The organism is Rhizobium lentis (genome assembly GCF_017352135.1).
GTDB classification, from domain to species: domain Bacteria; phylum Pseudomonadota; class Alphaproteobacteria; order Rhizobiales; family Rhizobiaceae; genus Rhizobium; species Rhizobium lentis.
The window spans coordinates 3289797-3309130 of record NZ_CP071454.1 but is presented as its reverse complement, the minus strand read 5'-3'; the positions used below and the strand labels follow the sequence as shown (position 1 = coordinate 3309130).

Below are 19334 nucleotides of genomic sequence, written 5' to 3'. Positions count from 1 at the left end.
TTTCATGAAAGGCTTTAACAAAAGCCTACTCGTAGAGCCGCCGGACCGTCGCGACGCAGTCCAATTCCTTCATCTGGGCGAGCAGCTGATTGAGCTGACGCAGATCCCAGACCTCGACCTCCAGCATCATTTCGGTGAAATCAGCCGCCACACGCACTGTGTCCAGCAGGCGGATATTGACGTCGAGGCCCGCGACGGTCTGGGCGACCTTGGCAAGTGTGCCCGGCTCGTTCAACGCATTGACCATGATGCGGGCCATGAAACGCGACTTGTTGGCCTCGTCGAGATCCCAGCGGACGTCGATCCAACGGTCGGGCTGATCATCGAAACGCTGCAGGCTCGGAGACTGGATCGGATAGATAGTGATGCCCTTGCTCTGATCCATGATGCCGACGATGCGGTCGCCGGGCACCGCGCCGGTCGAGGCGAACTTGACGTCGACATTGCCGGACAGACCGCGGATCGGGCCGATATCGACATCGGCGTCGGGCTCGGAATGGCCGCCCTCGGTCCCGGCCTTGGTCTTGCCGGGGATCTTGAAGATCATGCCGGCGGCACTGCGGACATTGAACCAGCCGTCATCGCCGGAGGGCTTGACGGTGACACGCTCGTCCTGATGGTCGGGATAGACGGCGCGCAGCACGTCGAGCGAGGACATCTCGCCGCGGCCGACGGCGGCGATCGCATCCTCGACATCCTTCTGGCCCAGACGATGAAGCGCCGGCTTCATCGCCTCGCGCGAGAAAATCTTGCCGGCCCTGTTGAAGGTGCGCTCGAGAATGCGATGACCAAGGCCGGCATATTGCTTGCGGATCGCCATGCGGGTGGCGCGGCGGATGGCGGCGCGCGCCTTGCCGGTAACGACGATCTCCTCCCAGGCGGCGGGCGGAACCTGCACGCCGGAGCGGATGATCTCGACCTCGTCGCCATTTGCCAGCCGCGTCACCAGCGGCATGATGCGGCCGTTGATCTTGGCGCCGACCGTGGTGTCGCCGATATTGGTGTGCACCGCATAGGCGAAATCGATCGGCGTGGCACCACGCGGCAGGGCGATCAGCTTGCCCTTCGGCGTGAAGCAGAAGACCTGATCCTGGAAGAGCTCGAGCTTGGTGTGCTCAAGGAATTCCTCCGGGCTGTCGCCCTCGGCGAGCGCCTCGATCGTATGGCGCAACCAGGAATAGGCGTTGGATTCACGCGAAAGAATGTCGCCATCGGCATTGCTGGAGCCGTCCTTGTAGAGCGTATGGGCGGCAATGCCGAATTCGGCGATTTCGTGCATGCGCTTGGTGCGGATCTGCAGTTCGATGCGCTGGCTGGAGGGACCGACGATGGTGGTGTGCAGCGAACGGTAATCGTTCTGCTTCGGCGTCGAGATATAATCCTTGAAACGGCCGGGCACGACGCGCCAGCGCGTATGGACGATGCCGAGCGCCCTGTAGCAAGAGGGGATGTCCTCGACGATCAGACGGAAGCCGTAGACGTCGGAAAGCTGTTCGAAGGAGAGCGACTTCGACTGCATCTTGCGAAAGACAGAATAGGGCTTCTTCTGCCGGCCCTTGACATAGGCGCTTGTCAGGCCGCTCGCGACCAGCAAGTCGCGCAGCTCAGCCTCGATCTTCTTGACGATGCCTTCGTTGCGCTTGGAGAGCTCTTCCAGCCTCTTGGTGACGGTCTCGTAGGCCTCCGGATTCATGTGCCGGAAGGAAAGCTCCTCCAACTCCTCGCGCATGTCCTGCATGCCCATGCGGCCGGCGAGCGGCGCATAGATTTCCATCGTCTCCTCGGAGATGCGGGCGCGCTTGTCGGCCGACATGTGATCGAGCGTGCGCATATTGTGCAGGCGATCGGCAAGCTTGACGAGCAGCACGCGCACATCGTCGGAGATGGCGAGCAGCAGCTTGCGCAGGTTCTCCGCCTGCTTGGCCTTCTTGGTGACGAGATCGAGCTTCTTGATCTTCGTCAGCCCTTCGACCAGGCGGCCGATATCCTCGCCGAAGAGTTCGTCGATCTCGGCGCGCGTCGCCGTCGTATCCTCGATCGTATCGTGCAGAAGAGCAACCGCAATGGTCGATTCATCGAGATGCATGTCGGTCAGGATGGCCGCGACCTCGAGCGGATGGGAAATATAGGGATCGCCGCTCGCGCGTTTTTGCTGGCCATGCTTCTGCATGGCGTAAACGTAGGCCTTGTTCAGCAGTGCTTCATTGGCATCGGGCTTGTATTGCTGAACCCGCTCCACGAGCTCGTACTGCCGCATCATTCCAAAGCCACTCCGACAAAAACAAAAGCGCGCCAATCAACGATTGGCGCACACATGGGCAATAATATGCCTAAGCAATAAAGGCGCAAGATTGACGATTGGTAATCGTCGCTCTTTTCCGGATCAGATCCAGCCGGCGCGCTTAGTAATCGTCGCTCTTTTCCGGCGGCACGAGGCCCTCGATGCCGGCAAGCAGCTCTTCTTCCGACATCTGATCGAAAGTGATCGTCTCCGGCAGGTCGTCCTGCTCCTCGCTGTCGGCTGCGACTGCGCCGCCGGCGGCGATCATGCTGGCCGGATCGGGCTCGGGCTCGTCGACTTCGACGTGCTTCTGCAGCGAATGGATCAGGTCTTCCTTGAGGTCGTCGGGCGACAGCGTCTCGTCGGCGATTTCGCGCAGCGCCACGACGGGGTTCTTGTCGTTGTCGCGATCGATGGTGATCGAGGCGCCCTGGGAAATCAGCCGGGCGCGGTGGCTGGCGAGCAGAACCAGCTCGAAGCGGTTCTCCACCTTGTCGATGCAATCTTCAACTGTGACACGGGCCATTGCCTGTCCTTTACGGTCGTCATTTCGGGATTAGCACGCCCGATACAATTAAAACCGGGCAAATACAAGTTTTTCATTCCGCCTCCCTCGTCTTTATCCGCGGCTGAGCTAAATTTCCATGGAGAATGCGACAATTCCACCGGAGGTTGCTTGGAATATGACAAACCCTGCCCTAAATCTCTCTTATATGAACACTTAGTAAAGTAAGGATCAAATCAGAAATCAAAATAAGTCATTGTTTTTATTGAAATTTGATTCCATGCGAATTTCGATTTCTCTCAATTGGAATTGGTAAGCGATGTTTGACCCACGCGAAAAAATTGCACTCTTCATTGACGGCGCCAACCTCTACGCTGCATCCAAGAGCCTCGGTTTCGACATAGATTATCGCAAGCTCTTGAAAGCATTCCAGAAACGCGGCTACCTGCTGCGCGCCTACTATTATACGGCATTGATCGAGGATCAGGAGTATTCATCGATCCGCCCGCTGATCGATTGGCTCGACTACAACGGCTACAAGGTCGTCACTAAACCCGCCAAGGAATTCACCGATTCCATGGGCCGGCGGAAGATCAAGGGCAACATGGACATCGAGCTTGCGATCGACGCGATGGAACAGTCAGAAACCGTCGACCATCTCGTCATCTTCTCCGGCGACGGCGACTTTACGAACCTCGTCGAGGCGCTGCAGCGCAGAGGCCGCAAGGTTTCGGTGATCTCAACCATGGCGACGCAGCCGCCGATGATCGCCGACGACCTGCGCCGGCAGGCCGATCATTTCATCGACCTCCTGTCTCTAAAGGCTGAGATCGGTCGCGATCCCTCGGAGCGGGCGCCGCGTCCGGCCGAAGTTGCTCCGGCCAGCGATTTCGAAGTCTGATTGAAGCGCACCGCAATCCGATCATCTGCGACGTGGCGAGTCAGCCATTATCCTTCAACAAGCGGCTCTTTTGCCGGTTCCAATCGCGTTCCTTCTCGGATTCGCGCTTATCGTGCAATTTCTTGCCCTTGGCGAGCGCCAGCTCCATCTTTGCCCGACCCCGATCGTTGAAATAGATCTTCAGCGGGACCAGCGTCATGCCTTCACGGTTGACGGCGGAGCGCAGGCGATTGATTTCACGGCCAGAGAGCAAGAGCTTGCGGCGCCGGCGCGGCTCGTGATTGAAGCGGTTCGCCTGAAGATATTCCGGAAGATAAGAATTGATCAGCCAAATCTCGCCATCCTCATCCGATGCATAGGATTCGGCGATATTGGCCTTGCCTTCGCGCAGCGACTTGACCTCCGTGCCCTTCAGCACGAGACCCGCCTCGTAAGTGTCGATGATCTCGTAGTTGAAGCGGGCCTTGCGGTTTTCGGCCACGATCTTGTTCACCACGCGCTGGCTACCTTTGGGGGCCATGACGATATTCCCTTCGAGGCGCGCGAAAAGCCGCGCCCTCATTGCTTGCCCTTTATGTAAGGGAACGACCCGGCCTTGTGAAGACGGCCGGTCTCCTCAGTTCAGCAGCCCTGCGTGACGCATGGCGGCGTCGATCGCTGCTTCGGTTGCCGGCTCCAGCGTCGAGAGCAGCGGCGAGCGGACGCTGCGGCTCATCCGGCCGAGCTTGGAGAGTCCGTATTTGGCGCCGCAAAGACCGGGTTCGAGGAAGATCGCCTTGTGCAGCGGCATCAGTCGGTCCTGATAGTCCAGCGCGCGGGCATAATCGCCGGCCAGCGTCGCCGCCTGAAAATCGGCACATAGGCGCGGGGCGACATTGGCGGTTACCGAGATGCAGCCGACGCCGCCATGGGCGTTGAAGCCGAGCGCCGTCGCATCCTCGCCGGACAATTGCCTGAAGTCCTTGCCACAGCTGATGCGCTGCTCGGAGACACGCTCGATCTTACCGGTCGCGTCCTTGACGCCGACGATATTCCTATGCGCCTTGACAAGCGCCCCCATCGTGTCCGGCGTCATGTCGACCACAGAACGGCCGGGGATGTTGTAGATATAGATCGGCAGGGCGACGGCCTCGGCAATCGCAGAAAAATGCGCGATCAGCCCCTTCTGTGTCGGCTTGTTGTAGTAGGGCGTGACGACAAGCACGGCATCTGCGCCGACCTTTTCGGCGTGCTGGGCGAGCTCGATCGCCTCACGCGTATTGTTCGAACCGGCGCCGGCCATGACGGGAACGCGTTTTGCGGCCACTTCGATGCAGAGTTCCACCACCCGCTTATGCTCGGCATGCGACAGTGTCGGCGATTCGCCGGTCGTGCCGACCGGGACGAGGCCGCCACTGCCTTCTTTGATCTGCCAGTCGACATGGCCGGCGAAGCTGTCTTCGTCGATCAGTCCGGCGTCGGTGAAGGGGGTGACGAGGGCGGGAATGGACCCATTGAACATGCAAAGCTCCTCACGACCAAATCCTTGCTTCGGCCGCATTCCATGAATATTTTGCGCACCATAGAGCGCCGAAATCATCGCGACAAGCGCGGAGAGTTCGGTTTAGGGCAAATTCCGATAGCAGATGTGAATGAATTTTACCTGGTACGGTAAGGTTTCGTTAAGAAGCCTCTAGCCAAATGGGCAGGGCGTGTTTTCCGTTGCGAGATCCCGGATGAAGAAAGCTGTCCTGATTCTGACCGCCTTCGGCTTGGTTGCCGCCGCGTGGGGCAGCCTCGCGTCGCCGCTTCCCGGCCAAAGCACGCCGACGCCTGGTGTCAAGCCGATCGGCTTCGTTCCCGAGACCTCGATACCCGAAGCGCTGACGACCGGCGCCATCCCGCGCAACCCGGCCGTCGCGCCTGTCGCTAATGATTTGAAAACCGGCCTCGACGCGCTTTCCGCCAAGAATCCGCAACTGGCTCTCTCGATCCGCGACAGCATGCGCGACGGGACGCTCGACCGCCATATCCTCACCTGGGCGATCGCCGTCTCCGGATTGAAGGGCGTTCCCTCCTATGAAATTGCCAGTGCTGCACAGGAGCTCAAGGGATGGCCCGGCCTTTCCAGGCTGCGCCCCTCTTCCGAACGTGCGCTCTACGACGAAAACCCCGCTCCATCAGCCGTGCTCGCCGCCTTCGGAGATACCGCGCCGGAGACGATGCAGGGCGCCGTCATTCTCGGGCGGGCGCTGATCGCCTCGGGCAAGCAGGCGCAGGCAGCAAAACATATCCGCAAGATCTGGCGCACCGAGGCTCTCGACAAGGCGAGCGAAGACAAGATCCTCGTCGAGTTTTCTAGCCTGTTGACACCGGCCGACCACAAGGCGCGGATGGACTATCTGATGTATCGCGGTCGGGTGGCGCAAGCCAAGCGGTTCGGCGACATGGGCGAGGCGCAGTCCCTCTACAAGGCCTGGGCCGCCGTCGACGCCAAGGCGGCCAATGCCGGCGCTCTGCTCAATAGTGTCGAGGCTAGATGGCGCGGCGATCCCGGCCTGCTGTTCGCGCGCATCGAATATCTGCGCAAGCAGGACAAATATGCCGAAGCGGCAGCTCTTCTGGAGAAGATGCCGCGTGAGCCGGGCGAACTCGTCAATTCCGGCGAATGGTGGAACGAGCAGCGGATCGTCAGCCGCGGCCTGGTCGATCAGGGGGAATTCAAACCTGCCTACCGCATTGTCGCAAACTCCGCGGCAACCAGCCCGACTGATATCGTCGAGGCCGAGTTTCACGCCGGATGGTATGCGCTGCGCGGTCTGCAGGACCCGACAACGGCAGAAAGGCATTTCCGCAAGATTCTGGCGACTTCGAATGGCCCCCTCTCAGTGTCCCGCGCCTGGTATTGGCTGGGGCGGGCAGCCGAGGCCGGCGGTCCCGGCAACTCCGGCGAATTCTACGGCAAGGCCGCGAATTTTCCCGGCACCTTCTATGGGCAGCTCGCGGCCGAAAGGCTGGGGCGGAAGACGCTCAACGTTACCTATCCCACGCCAAGCACAGCCGATCGCCAGCGCTTCCAGGCGCGTGAAGCCGTGCAGGCGATCGCCCGGCTTGAGGCAGCCGGTCATGGATGGCGCGCCGACATTCTCTATCTCGCGCTCGCCGATCAACTGCAGAGCCCGGGTGAACTGGCCATCCTTGCGGCGCAGGCCGAGCAATCGGGCGATCACCATCTGTCGCTGCAGATCGGTAAGGTCGCCTATGGCCGCGGCATCGATGTCGCCGCGCTCGCCTTTCCCGTCGGCGTGATCCCGGCGGGTGCCAATATCTCCGGCTCCGGCAAGGCGCTCGCCTATGCCATTGCCCGGCAGGAAAGCGCCTTTAACCCGGCTGCCGTTTCGGCGGCGAATGCGCGCGGCCTGCTGCAGCTTCTGCCGGGCACGGCCCAGGCGGTGGCCAAGCGCCACAACATCACCTTTTCGAAGGACAAGCTGACGGCCGATGCCGGTTACAACGCGACGCTCGGCGCGCATTATCTCGGCGAGCAGATCGAGGCCTTCGGCGGCTCCTATATCCTGACCTTCATCGCCTATAATGCCGGGCCGAAGCGGGTTCCGGAATGGATCGGACGCTACGGCGACCCACGCGGCAGGCCGGTCGACGAGATCGTCGATTGGATTGAGCGTATCCCCTTCCCCGAGACCCGCAATTACGTGCAGCGGGTGATGGAGAATTACGAGGTCTACAAGGCCCGCCTCGGCCAGCCGACGGATATCGAGCGCGACCTGATCGGCGGACGCAGCGCCTCCTGAAGCCGTTTGGCGCGGCTTGAAAAGCAGGCTTGTCTTTGTTTTTCCGCATGTCTTTATCGCAAAACGCTGCACATTTTTGCGAGACATGCTCTAGAACTTCGGGATCAGACAGGTCTTGAGGGATGCGATGCCGGATATGGATGCAGGCGGTTTCCAGGAACGATTTTACTCTTCTTCCGACGGGCTGACGCTTTATGCCCGCGACTACCGGCCCGACGAGCCGGCGGCCGCCGAACGGCTGCCGGTGATCTGCCTGCCCGGCCTGACCCGCAACACGCGCGACTTTCATCCGCTTGCGCTGCTTCTCTGCCGCGACAAGACAGGCCCGCGCAGGGTGATCACGCTCGATTCGCGCGGGCGTGGAAATTCCGCATGGGACGAGAACAAGGCCAATTACAATCTCGCCGTCGAGACCGCCGACATTGTTGCAGCCTGCACGGCATTCGGCATCGAGCGGGCGATTTTCATCGGCACGTCGCGCGGCGGACTGATCCTGCACCTGATCGCGGCGACCCGGCCGGATCTTCTGGAAGCCGTGATCCTGAACGATATCGGGCCTGCGATCGAGGCCAGAGGGCTGGCGCTGATCCGCGACTACCTCAACAGCGGCAGGACGCCGGCCGATTGGAAAGAGGCGGCCGATATATTGCTAGAAAATCACGGCGCCTCGTTTACCGCGCTTGCGGCCGAAGACTGGCGCGAGATGACACTTGCGCTTTATCGCGACGTCGGCGGAAGGCCGGTCGCCGACTTCGATCCGGCGATCGCAGAGGCGTTGAGATCGATCGATTTCAGCCAGTCGCTGCCCGATTTCTGGGCACAATTCGAAAGCCTGAGCCGATTTCCGCTGATGTTGATCCGCGGCGAACATTCCCCGCTGCTGTCGGAGGAAACCGCGCGCGAGATGGCGCGACTGCATTCCGGATTAATCCTTCACAGCGCCGAGGGGCAAGGACACGCGCCCCTCCTCCATCTTGGCAATATCCCCGCAGCAATTCGCGCCTTTCTCGCCACTTGCCGGTAGGCTGATTAACGGAATCGGATGCCGCTCCCTGCTACTCAAATGGTTTGGCTCGGCGGCCCGGAACCCGGCGCCACCCCCGTCCCCGGCGTGTGCAGGAGGCCCCTTGCCTACACCTCATCTGCGGCCCTTCAGTTCGGTTCCCGGATGGCATTATCCAGGCCGCGCAGCAGCGGGTAGAGGAAATAAGAGATCACCGTCCTGTTGCCCACCTTGATCTCTGTGGACACGGTCATGCCCGGCAGCAGTCTGACCGGCACGTCCAAGGCGTTCAACCTCGTATCCGCAAGCAGGATGCGAGCCTTGAAGAAGGGCGCGGCCGGCTGGCTGGGCGTGGCAGCCTGTTCCTGCTGCTGGCCGGTCGTAAACGTGTCCTGGCTGATGGTGCGAACCTCGCCCGATGCGGTGCCGTATTTCTGGAAGGGATAGGCGTCTAGCTTGATGCGCGCCTCCTTACCCACGGCGATGCGGCCGATGTCGCGGGTGTTGATCGATACTTCCGCTTCGAGCGGCACGTTGATCGGCACCAGCGTGACGACCGGTTCGGCTTCGCGCACGACAGAGCCGATGGAGCGCTGGGCGAGATCGAGCACGACGGCATCGGCAGGTGCTGTCAGCGACACCATGTTGCGGCGCAGCTCCATCTTCTTCAGCTCCTCATCCGCCGTGTCGCGCTGGCCGCGCAGCTCCACCAGCTGTTCCATCGCGGCGCGGCGGAAATCCTCGATGAAGGCCTGCCGGTCGGCTTTCAACTTGGCAAAGGCATGCGCCGCCTCGTCAGCCTTGCCGCGCACGGCGGTCAGATCGGATTCGACGTCGAGGCGAGCGTCGCGCGAGCCGAGCATGGTGATCAGCGAACCGCTCTGCTTGTCGTAGAGCCGCGTGCGAGCGCCTTCGATCTGCGACAGCGTGTTGCGCCTGTCGATGAGCACGGCCTCCTGATTTCTGCTGGCGGCAAGTGCTGCCGACTGGCCGGCGATCTGCTGCTCGAAATTCTGCAGGTGCGCCGTGTAGAAGGCCCGCCGTTGGCCGAAGAGCTGCACCTGCAGCATCTCGTCAGGCGTATTGCCGGCCATGGCAGCGTAGTCGTCGCCGGCAAGCTCCGCTTCGATACGCTTCACTTGGGCATCGAGCGCGCTGAATTTCGCGCGCTGCTGGTCGACATCGGCCTGACTGAAGGTGGCATCGAGTGTTGCAAGCGTCTGGCCGGCAAGCACCACCTCGCCGGCCTTCACATCGATCGTGCGGATGATGGAGGTTTCCAACGGCTGGACGACGATCGTCGGCTGGGTGGTGACGAGCTTGCCCGGCGCAATCACCACCTCGTCGATCGACGAGACGGAGGCCCATATGATGGTCGCAGCAATCAGCGCGGTCACGCAGTAAAGCGTCATGCGCGCAATGCGCGGAGGAGCGCGTTCTTCGAGCTCGACGGCATCGGACTGGAATTCCGCGATGGCCGGCGGCAGCGGCAGGCGGGCGGTGAGCTGCCCGCCCCTGCCTGACGGCCCCTTATCGGAAGGGCTATGGTTTGAGGCTACGGGCAGGTTCTCGCTGGATTTTCTGATATGCGCGTTCATGCGACCTGCCTCATTTGCTGTGCCCACAGGTGGCGATAGGTCATGCAGCGCGACACCAGCTGGTCGTGCCGGCCGATATCGGCGACTTTGCCGCGATCGATGACGAGAATGGCATCGGCATCGACGAGGGTCGAAAGCCGGTGGGAGACGATGATGACCGTACGCCCGGCGGCGATGCGGCTCAAATTCTCGCGGATGATCGCCTCGCTGTCCGGGTCGAGCGCGCTCGTCGCCTCGTCGAAAATCAGAAGCTTCGGATCGGTGATCAACGCGCGCGCAATGGCAAGCCGCTGCCTCTGGCCGCCCGAGAGATTGGCGGCGTTTTCTTCCAGCATCGTGTCGAAGCCGCGCGGCAGCCGCTCGATGAACTCTTCGGCGCCGGCGATGCGGGCGACCTCCATGATCTCCTCGATGCTGGCATCGGGTTTGGCGGCGGCGATATTGTCGCGCACAGTGCCGCGGAACAGGAAATTATCCTGCAGCACGACGCCGATGCTGGTTCTTAAGTGCACGAGGTCGATCTCGCGGCTGTCATAGCCATCCATGCGCACCAGCCCCTCCTGGCTCTGATAGAGCCCCTGGATGAGCCGGGTGATCGTCGTCTTGCCCGAGCCGCTCTTGCCGACCACGCCGAAGACCGACCCTGCCGGAATGGCGAAGGACACATTGTCGAGCGCCGGCGCGGTATCGGGAGCATAGCGGAAGGTGACCCTGTCGAATTCGATGCGGCCATGCAGATGCGGCCTGACCCCGCGGCCGCGCCCGGCCTGTTCCGGCCGCTGGTTCATGATCTCGCCGAGCATGCGCACCGAGAGCGCCACTTCCTGATATTCGTGCACCATGGTGACGATTTGCACGAGCGGTCCGGAGACGCGGCCGGCAAGCATATTGAAGGCAACAAGCGCGCCGATCGTCATCGCACCGCTGAAGACATCGAGCGCGCCGAGGCCGATGATCGCAACGCTCATCAGCTTTTCCAGGAGCCCGGTCATCGACTGGGCGATGGTCGAGATCTTCTCGACTCGAAAGCGCACCGAGATCGACTGTGCCGAATAATCGTCCCACACCTTGCGTTGGCGCGGCTCCAGCGCCAGTGACTTGACGGTGCGCATGCCGTGCACGGTTTCCACCAGCAGGGCTTGCCGGTCGCCTTCGGCTTGGTAAAGCGCCTGCAGGCGGCGCTGGAACGGCCCGACGAGCATCATGACCACCAGACCGACGAGCGCTGCGAAACCGAGCACCACGAGCGTCAGTTTGACGCTATAGAGAAGCAGGATCGGCACGAAGACGAAGAGCGATACGCCGTCGAGAAGCGTCAGGAAAAGCCGGCCGGTCAGGAATTCGCGGATACGCCCTGTCTGCTGCATGTGCTTGACGAGAACGCCGGCCGAGGCCTGCTCGAAGAGCGCGATCGGCAGGTTGAGCAGATGGCCGAAGGTGCGTGTCGCCACCCGGATGTCGATCCTGTTGGTGGCGTAGAGCAGCAGATAGCGGCGCAGGAAACTGAAGGTCGCGTCGAAAACGAGCGCCACAGCGATACCGACCGTCAGAACCGTCAGCGTCGCATAGCTCTGATGCACGAGCACCTTGTCGATGACGAGTTGGAAGAACATCGGCGTCGTCAGCCCGAGGCCATAGAGCACGAAGGCTGCGAGCGCCACATCGCGGAAGAAGCTGCGCTGTCGGATGATCTCGGGGATGAACCAGCGGAAGCCGAAGGGCCGGTCCTCATCCGACATGCGGTAATTGCGCTTGAGCAGAACCACCGATCCGAGCCAGGCCTTGGCGAATTGTTCCTCGCTCAGCAGCATGACGTCGGGGCGCGTGGCAAGCGGGTCGAGAACGCGGATCCTTTCATCCTCGCCCTCCCCGACAGCGCCGGCAATGACCACCCAGTTGCCGTTCGAAAGTTCGGCAAGCACCGGGAAAGCCTCGCCGAGCTGGAACAGGCCCCGCCAGTCGAGTGTCAGGTGCCTGGCCCTGAGGCCGGCATCCTTGGCCATCCGGAGCATCTGCCGCACGGCCACCGGATCGTTACCGACGGCATAATCGTGCTGCAGTCGCTCAGGCGACAGATCGACGCCGTGATGACGCGCCACGAGCGCAAGACAGTGCAAGTTGGTATGCAGAAATCCACTCATGGCCCACCCGAAACAATACGAGACCGCGGCTTTGTTCCAAAAGTCGGGGCAACTCTGCGCGTCCGGATGGACGCACAGCGCTCCATACCCTGGTTATCAGTTGAAGTTCGGCGAGGCGTTCGACGCGCCGGCCTGACCCGTCTGAATATCGGCAGCCGCCGCAGCCGACATATCGCCGATGCGGCGAACCGCGCCCGCTTCGACGAGACCGCCGAGCGCCTTCTGCATGAGATCGACCGCATTGGCGAAGGCATCCACCGGCATGATGATGCGCTGGCGGAAGACCGGCTTCGGATTGTTGTTGGCGTCGCGGTCGGTCGCCGACAGCGACATCAGGTCGATGCGCACGATCGTTCCCGTAATGGTGATTTCGCCGATACCATCTGCATAAAGTTCGCTGCTCATTGTTCTCTCTCCTGGTTGATATCAAAAATCTGTTCGCCGTTGAGTCGATGCATCGGATTATCCGAAAACCGCTTCACACATTTCGGACCGATGCGTGCGTATCGTGCCGCCACGCCGGAAACGGATCGCGAAGGCCGATGGCAATCTCCGGGTTGAAGCTCGTTTCCTCGCCGGCTAGGCAATCGTCGAGCGCGCTGTGGATGGCTTGACTGTCGAAGCCGGCACCGATGAAGACGAGCTCCTGGCGGCGGTCGCCCCAGACATCGTCCCAATGCCGATCGATGAGCTGGCGGAATTGCGGAAAGCGCGGCCATTGCGCGCGCGGCACGGAGGCCCACCAGAACCCCCTGGTATCGATGCGGCATTGCGTGCCGGCAATGGACAGGAGGCCGATCTCATCGGGCCTTGTCGCCAGCCAGAAGTGCCCCTTCGCGCGGATGAGGCCGGCCCATTTCCTGTCGAGGAAAGCCTTGAGCCTCAGCGGCTCGAAGGGCCGGCGGCTGCGATAGACGAAGCTTGAAATGCCGTATTCCTCGGTCTCCGGCACATGGTCGCCCCAACCGAAGAGCTCCTTGTGCCAGAGTGGATGGCGGGCGGCCTTTGCCTCGCTGAAGAGGCCGGTATCCATGATCGCGGAAAGCGGCACCTGGCCGAAGACCGCCTCGATGACGTGGGCATCCGGATTGAGCGCCGCGATGACCCGGCGAACCTCGGCGAGCATTGAGCACGGCACATCGCCTGCCTTGTTGACGATGACGACATCGGCAAATTCGATCTGCTCGACCAGCAGTTCGACGAGCTTGCGCTCATCGTCCCCGTCGCGCCTTTCGCCGCGGTCGGCAAGCAACTCGGCGCTCTGGTAATCGGCGAGAAGATTGACCGCATCGACGACGCAGACCATCGTGTCGAGCCTTGCCACGTCGCAGAGCGCCGCCCCGCTCTCGTCGCGGAAGGAGAAGGTGGCTGCGACCGGCAGCGGCTCGGCAATGCCGGTGCCCTCGATCAGCAGGTAGTCGAAACAGCCGGCGGCAGAGAGCCGGCGGACTTCGCTCAGAAGATCGTCGCGGAGCGTGCAACAAATGCATCCGTTGGTGAGCTCCACAAGCGTCTCGTCCGTGCGCAAGAGGTCGCCACCCCCTTCGCGCAGGAGATCCGCATCGATATTGACCTCGCTCATATCATTGACGATGACAGCAACCCGGCGACCCTCACGATTACTCAGGACATGATTGAGGACAGTCGTCTTTCCTGCGCCGAGAAACCCGGCGAGAACCGTAACCGGTAATCTGTTGTCTGTACGCATCATCGATACTCTCACTCTTTACAGCATGCTTGGTCTTGCATCCTCGCGGGCGTTACGCCGCGAGCTGCGGTTTGAATGCCACGTCCACATAATAGTTTGTGCTGTTGTAACTGCTCGTCGGGAAGAGCCCGCCTGAGCCATAGGCATAGACGCCGTTATTGCCGCCGGGAGCCTTCAGGTCACCGTTCGTCACGTCGCTCGCAAAGTAATTGCCGGTCGCCGAATAATGACCTGATGTCGAGTAGGACACGACATAGGTGGTATCTGCCTGGATGGCGATCTGCTGGCCGAGCTGCGCGGTCTGCCAGCCGCTCGCCGTCTCGTTGTTGAAGGTGACGCTGCCGAGCAGAGTGCCGGAAGCCGTCCACAGATAGCCGCTGTGCGGGCCGGTATTGTCCGCAGCCTTGTAAAAGCGGATGGCGGTGATCCAGCCGGCGGCATCAGCCTGGAACTTCATGCCGAGATTGACCGGCTGGTTGTCGTTGACGGAGACGACAGAGGGCGTCGCGTTGGCGGCAAAGAGATTCTGCTCCGGTCCCGCAGCCGGGTCATTGATGGTGAGTGCAACCTGAGCCGAAGCCGTGCCGCCCTTGCCGTCCGATATCGCGTAGCTGAAGCTCGCCGGTCCGGCATAGCCGGCCGTCGGCGTGAAGGTCACCGTCTGGGCCTGGGCATTCCAGGCGACCGAGCCGTTGACCGCGCCGCTGACGCCGGTGATCGCGAGCGGATCGCCATTGGCATCGCTGTCGTTTGAAAGCAGCGCCGAGGCCTGGATGGTGATTGGCGTGCCCGTATTGGTCGTAAAACCGCTGTCGTTGGCGGCGACCGGAACGGCATTCTGCGAGCCCTGCTGATAGAGCACGTCGACCCAGTAATTGCTGGCATTGTAGGAGGAATTCGGGAACAGGCTGCCTGTGCCATAGGCATAGACGCCGTTGCCGCCGCTGATCGAACTTGCCGGCGCGGTCAGCGCGCCGCTCGTATGGTCCGTCGTAAAGTAGTTCGCCGTTGCCGAATAGAAGCCGTTGGAATGATAGCTCGCCACATAGGTGGTGTCGGCCGTGATAGCGATCGGCTGGGTGAAGGAAACCGTCTGCCAGCCGCTCGTCGTCTCGTTGATGAAGGTCGCCTGGGCCAGAAGCTGGCCGCCTGCAGTCCAGAGCGAGCCGACATGCGTGCCGGTATCCTGGGCGCTCTTGTAATAGGTGAGCCCGGCGATCTGGCCGCTGGCCGAAGCGATGAACTTGACGCCGAGTTCGACCGAGCTGGCGTCATTGGCGGCGGCAACCCCCGACGTATCCGCGCCGGTAAACAGGCTCGACGTCGTGCCCCCGCCGGGCGGCGTGGCGACAGTGAGGCTGACCGTGGCCGACGCCGTTCCGCCGAACCCATCCGAGACCGAATAGGAGAAGCCTGCCGTACCCGTATAACCCGCCGTGGGTGTGAAAATGACGGTTTTGGTCTGGCTGTTGAAAGTCACCGTTCCGTTGACCGCACCATTGACGCCGGCGATGCTGAGCGGATCGCCATCGGCATCGGTATCGTTTGCGAGCAGGCTGGCTGCGGCAATCGACAGCGCCGTATCGGAATAGGTCGTGTAGCCATTGTCATTGGCGGCGACCGGCAGCGCGTTGCTCGTCTGATTGTAGACAACATCCACCCAGTAATTCGACGACTGGTAGCTGGACGTCGGGAAACCGGAGCCTTCGGCAAAGACGCCGTTGTTGCCGGCAAGCGCGGTCAGGGAGCCATTACTATGGGCCGATGTGAAATAGTTTGCCGTGGCCACATAGCTGCCGGTCGTATGGTAGGAGGCGACATAGGTCGTGCCGGCCAGAATATGCACCGGGTTCGAGAATGTCGCGGTCTGCCAGCCGCTCACCGAGCCGCTATCGGCGAAGGTGACGATTGCAACCCGCGTGCCGTCGGCCGTCCAAAGCGAGCCGGTATGCGGGCCGGTATCGCCGGACGCCTTGTAGAAGCGGATGCCGGTCACCATGCCGCTGGACGCGGCGGAGAACCGCATGCCGAGTTCCAGCGCCTGGCCTTCGTTGAAGCCCGCGCCCGTCGGCCCTTCGCTTGACTTGAACAGCGTCTCCCCGGCAGGGCCCGGATCCACGGTGAGGCTGACATTGCCCTGATCCGTGCCGCCCCGCCCGTCCGACAGCGTATAGGTGAAGCTTGCCGGTCCCGAATAATTGTTGGCCGGCGTGAAGATGATGGTGCCGTTCTGCTTGTTGAGGGTCACCGTGCCGTTGACCGCATTGCCGACGGCCGAAATCGTCATCGCATCGCCATTGGGATCCGTATCGTTTCCGATGAGCGAGGCGATCGAGATGACAACGCTGTCGTTGCGGGTAAGGCTCAGCCCCGTATCGTCGGTCGCGACCGGAGTGCTGTTGGGGCCGGCATCGAAGACCACGTCGACCCAGTAATTGGTGCCGGTGCCGGGACTTTGGCCGGGGAATGTGCCGGCATTGTCGCCATAGGCATAGACGCCGCCACCATCGACGGCCTTCAGCGCGCCGCTGGCATAGGTGCTGCCGAAGTAATTCTCGGTGACGGAGTAGAAGCCATTGGTGTGATAGGAGGCCACATAGGTCGTGCCGGCGGCAATCTGAATCGGGCTGGAGAACATCACCGTCTGCCAGCCGGAGAGCGACTCACCGACGGACACGCCGGATGCCAGCAGCGTTCCGTTGGCGCTCCAGAGGCTGACGACATGGTCGCCGATATTGTAGAAACCCTTGTAGAATCGGATGCCTTCGACATAACCTGCCGTCGTCGCCTGGAAGCGCAGCCCGAGCTCGACGGAATCGCGATCGATTGCCATCTCGACTGCGGGCTTTTCCGCCAGCGTCCACAGACCCTGCGTGCCCGGCAGCGTCACGGTGACCTGTTTGCCGGCCGATGGCGCCTCCATATTGACGCTGTCGTCGACGGCGCGCGACATGACCGTGTAGTTTCCGCTCGCCTGGACGACCCAGTTATAGCTCCAGCTCTCGCGGCCGGTCGCCTTGAACCAGTGCTGACCACCATCGGTGGAAACTTCCACGCCGGCAATGATGCCGCCGCCGAAATCCTGCGCCGTGCCCGTGATCGTCACATGCTGGCCTTCGAGGAAGGAGGCACCGACGATCGGCGACGCGATCGACGAGGTCGGCTTCAGTATATCGGTCGATTGGGTCGCGAGGATCAGGCTCGCATCGAGCGTCGTCGGCTGAATCCCCATGTCCGCGAACATGTTGACCATCGCCTGCTGGACGTTGCGGTCGGTCGAGGTCGTCGGACCCTGGTGATTGTCACTCAGGCCCCAGGACCAGAAGACGGTGCCGGCACCGAAGACCAGCGCGCCGCTTGCGGCCCGGTACATGGTCAGGCTGTGGGTGGCAACGGCGGAACCAACCGTCGTGCCGTAATCGCGCAGATAGGTTTCCACCGAGACCGAGGAGAGCGACAAGTTGATCAGTCCAGCCGGACGGAAACCGTTCTCGACATCGGAGTCCCATTCGTAGCCGAGCAGGTTCTGCACCAGATTGTAGGTGTCGCCTTCATTCAGCTGGGAGACTTCGGTATTGCGCCAGAAGCGCAGGTTCGAATAGTCGTAGGGGATGGAGATCGTATCCTGGCGGTAGCTGTCCACCTGGAACATCGTGCCGGTCAGCGAATTTTCCGGCTCCTGCCCCGGATCGGCATAGCGCGGATCGCGCCAGGTGCCTGTGCCGACACTGCTCGGATCCGAGCTCGTGCCCCAGGTCTCCTTGTAGCAGACCATGGTGCGATAGGCCTGACCGCTGCCGTCGATGCTGCTTTCCCAGCGAACCTTCCAGTAGCATTCGTTGCCGCTCCAGAAGGCGAGGTTGACGCCGGCATCACGCGCCGCCTCGACATTGGCGCGCTGTTCGGCCGACCAGTATTCGTCATGCCCGACGGAGAGATAGGCATCGTGGTTGAGAAGAAGGCTGCCGCTGCGCGCCGTATCGACGCCTGATATATAGGACACGTCGTAGCCGTTCTGCTCCAGCCACGAGATGGCGGAGGATTCGACGCCGAAGATGTAATCGTGCGAGCCGCCGATCGGGCTCGTATTGGTGATGATCGGCCTGTTGTAGCTGACGGCCGAGGCGCGGCCGATTGCGGTCACGCCGCAGCTGCAGTTCGGCGGCAGATAGCCGATCATGTCAGCCGGATCGACCGGCACTTCGCCATAATAGAGACTGGCCCCGCCCCAGGCATTATAGGCCTGCCAGGTTGTGTCCGATGTCTGGAAGACGATATCGCTGGTCGAGGCATCGTCGCGCACGACAAAGGGGATGATGCTCGCATCCTCGGTGCCATCCTCGCGCACCAGCTTGGCGAAATAGACGCCGGAGACGGCATCGGCAGGGATCTGCCAGCTGGCGGAAACCGACCAGTTGCCGCAATCGATGAGACCGAGCGACATGTCGACGATCGGGTGCGGCTGGATCTGCGCCGTCGTCAGCGATTTCTCGATCGAGTCGACCTTGCGCGCGCCGGCTCCGCCGTAATAGCCCATGCGGTAGATATCGATGCGGTAATGGGTGGAATCGGTGGCGATCTTGAAATCGACGGTCTGACCGATATTCGTGCTAATTTCGGTGGCAAAGCCCTGGATGGTGCCGCCGCCGTCACCCTCCAGACCCCATTCGCTGATCGGGTTGCCCTGCTTCAGATTTTCGAGCGCGATCTTGTTGGGCGTCGCCGCAGTCACCACCGGTGCTGCAAGCGTCGCGGTCGTCGCGGTCGAATCAGTGGAAACGTCCTGGTTCGGCCCCAGCGAGATGGAGGCTATCGAGGTCTGAAGGCGCAATGACGTCGTGCCGGCACCGGCGGCAGGATCGGCCGGCGGCGTGGCAGGGTCTGCCGTGCCGGCATCGCTGGTAACACCCGTCAGCGTGGGCGAGGCCGGCAGCGTCGCAGCCTCTTGATAGGGGTCCGGGCCGAGCACGGTGCGCTCGGATGACGTGGTCGCCGTCTGCAGCATCGTCGCAACCGACGCCGTCTTGGTGGACGGGTCCTGCGCGCCGCCGTCGCCTGCAGGCGCTGGCATCGCCGTCGGTGGTATCGAAGCCGTTTGCACACCGTCCAATGAGATCGGCGCGGCAGGCTGCTTGATATTGCCGGGGGAAAACGAACCTGTGAAGGAGGACGGGACCGCGGCAGCGTCGGGATTGGCGAAGCTGCCCTTACTGGCAAAGCTTAGGGAACCATCGGTGCTCGTCGAAGACACAAACGTCGCGGTTCCCAGCACTGCGCTCCAGGCTGAGGGTGCACGACAGATACTCAACGCTCCACCAAATGTACTCAGGTACTCACGATTACCAACATGAATTCTCCGCATCAGCGGCGTCCCCTCCCGCATCGACCGGTTCTTCGGCCGCTATA

General features: G+C 61.9%; 12 protein-coding genes. 3 read left to right on the top strand and 9 right to left on the bottom strand.

What is annotated here, in order from left to right:
• Positions 1-25: 25 nt before the first annotated feature.
• A complete protein-coding gene (locus tag J0663_RS15840) occupies positions 26-2260 on the bottom strand; it encodes a RelA/SpoT family protein (RefSeq protein WP_207241255.1) in 2235 nt (744 codons plus the stop codon).
• Positions 2261-2402: 142 nt separating this feature from the next.
• On the bottom strand, positions 2403-2807 hold the full coding sequence (gene rpoZ, locus J0663_RS15835) for a DNA-directed RNA polymerase subunit omega (RefSeq protein ID WP_088683399.1): 405 nt from the start codon (positions 2805-2807) through the stop codon (positions 2403-2405).
• Between the two features lie 298 nt (positions 2808-3105).
• Between rpoZ and J0663_RS15830 the strand changes: the two genes are divergently transcribed.
• Positions 3106-3687, top strand: a complete 582-nt coding sequence (locus J0663_RS15830; RefSeq protein ID WP_207241254.1) for a LabA-like NYN domain-containing protein — start codon at positions 3106-3108, stop codon at positions 3685-3687.
• Positions 3688-3727: 40 nt separating this feature from the next.
• Here the strand turns inward: J0663_RS15830 and smpB are convergent, their stop codons facing one another.
• Together smpB and dapA are read right to left on the bottom strand one after the other, a co-directional pair.
• Positions 3728-4207, bottom strand: a complete 480-nt coding sequence (gene smpB, locus J0663_RS15825; protein WP_064706753.1) for an SsrA-binding protein SmpB — start codon at positions 4205-4207, stop codon at positions 3728-3730.
• Positions 4208-4303: 96 nt separating this feature from the next.
• Entirely contained in the window at positions 4304-5188 is an 885-nt protein-coding gene (dapA, locus tag J0663_RS15820) for a 4-hydroxy-tetrahydrodipicolinate synthase (RefSeq protein WP_207241253.1), read from the bottom strand.
• A gap of 214 nt (positions 5189-5402) precedes the next feature.
• Here dapA and J0663_RS15815 point away from each other — a divergent pair, with 214 nt between their 5' ends.
• Positions 5403-7478: a lytic transglycosylase domain-containing protein gene (locus J0663_RS15815; protein ID WP_207241252.1), complete on the top strand. Its 2076-nt coding sequence runs from the start codon at positions 5403-5405 to the stop codon at positions 7476-7478.
• A gap of 127 nt (positions 7479-7605) precedes the next feature.
• A complete protein-coding gene (locus tag J0663_RS15810; protein WP_207241251.1) occupies positions 7606-8502 on the top strand; it encodes an alpha/beta fold hydrolase in 897 nt (298 codons plus the stop codon).
• Positions 8503-8630: 128 nt separating this feature from the next.
• Here the strand turns inward: J0663_RS15810 and J0663_RS15805 are convergent, their stop codons facing one another.
• From J0663_RS15805 to J0663_RS15785, 5 genes are all read right to left on the bottom strand, one after another.
• A complete protein-coding gene (locus tag J0663_RS15805) occupies positions 8631-10079 on the bottom strand; it encodes an HlyD family type I secretion periplasmic adaptor subunit (RefSeq protein WP_207241250.1) in 1449 nt (482 codons plus the stop codon).
• Positions 10076-12220 (bottom strand): peptidase domain-containing ABC transporter, encoded by a 2145-nt coding sequence (locus J0663_RS15800; protein ID WP_207241249.1) that lies wholly within the window; start codon positions 12218-12220, stop codon positions 10076-10078. The genes J0663_RS15805 and J0663_RS15800 overlap by 4 nt, the downstream gene beginning before the upstream one ends.
• Before the next feature lie 96 nt (positions 12221-12316).
• Complete coding sequence (locus tag J0663_RS15795; RefSeq protein ID WP_207241248.1) at positions 12317-12625, bottom strand: hypothetical protein; 309 nt, start codon at positions 12623-12625, stop codon at positions 12317-12319.
• A 73-nt stretch (positions 12626-12698) separates the two neighbouring features.
• Positions 12699-13931 carry a GTP-binding protein gene (locus J0663_RS15790; RefSeq protein ID WP_207241247.1) on the bottom strand — a complete coding sequence of 411 codons (1233 nt, stop codon included), beginning with the start codon at positions 13929-13931 and terminating at the stop codon, positions 12699-12701.
• Positions 13932-13980: 49 nt separating this feature from the next.
• Positions 13981-19311, bottom strand: coding sequence for a DUF4082 domain-containing protein (locus tag J0663_RS15785; RefSeq protein WP_207241246.1), 5331 nt, complete (start codon positions 19309-19311; stop codon positions 13981-13983).
• Positions 19312-19334: the final 23 nt, after the last annotated feature.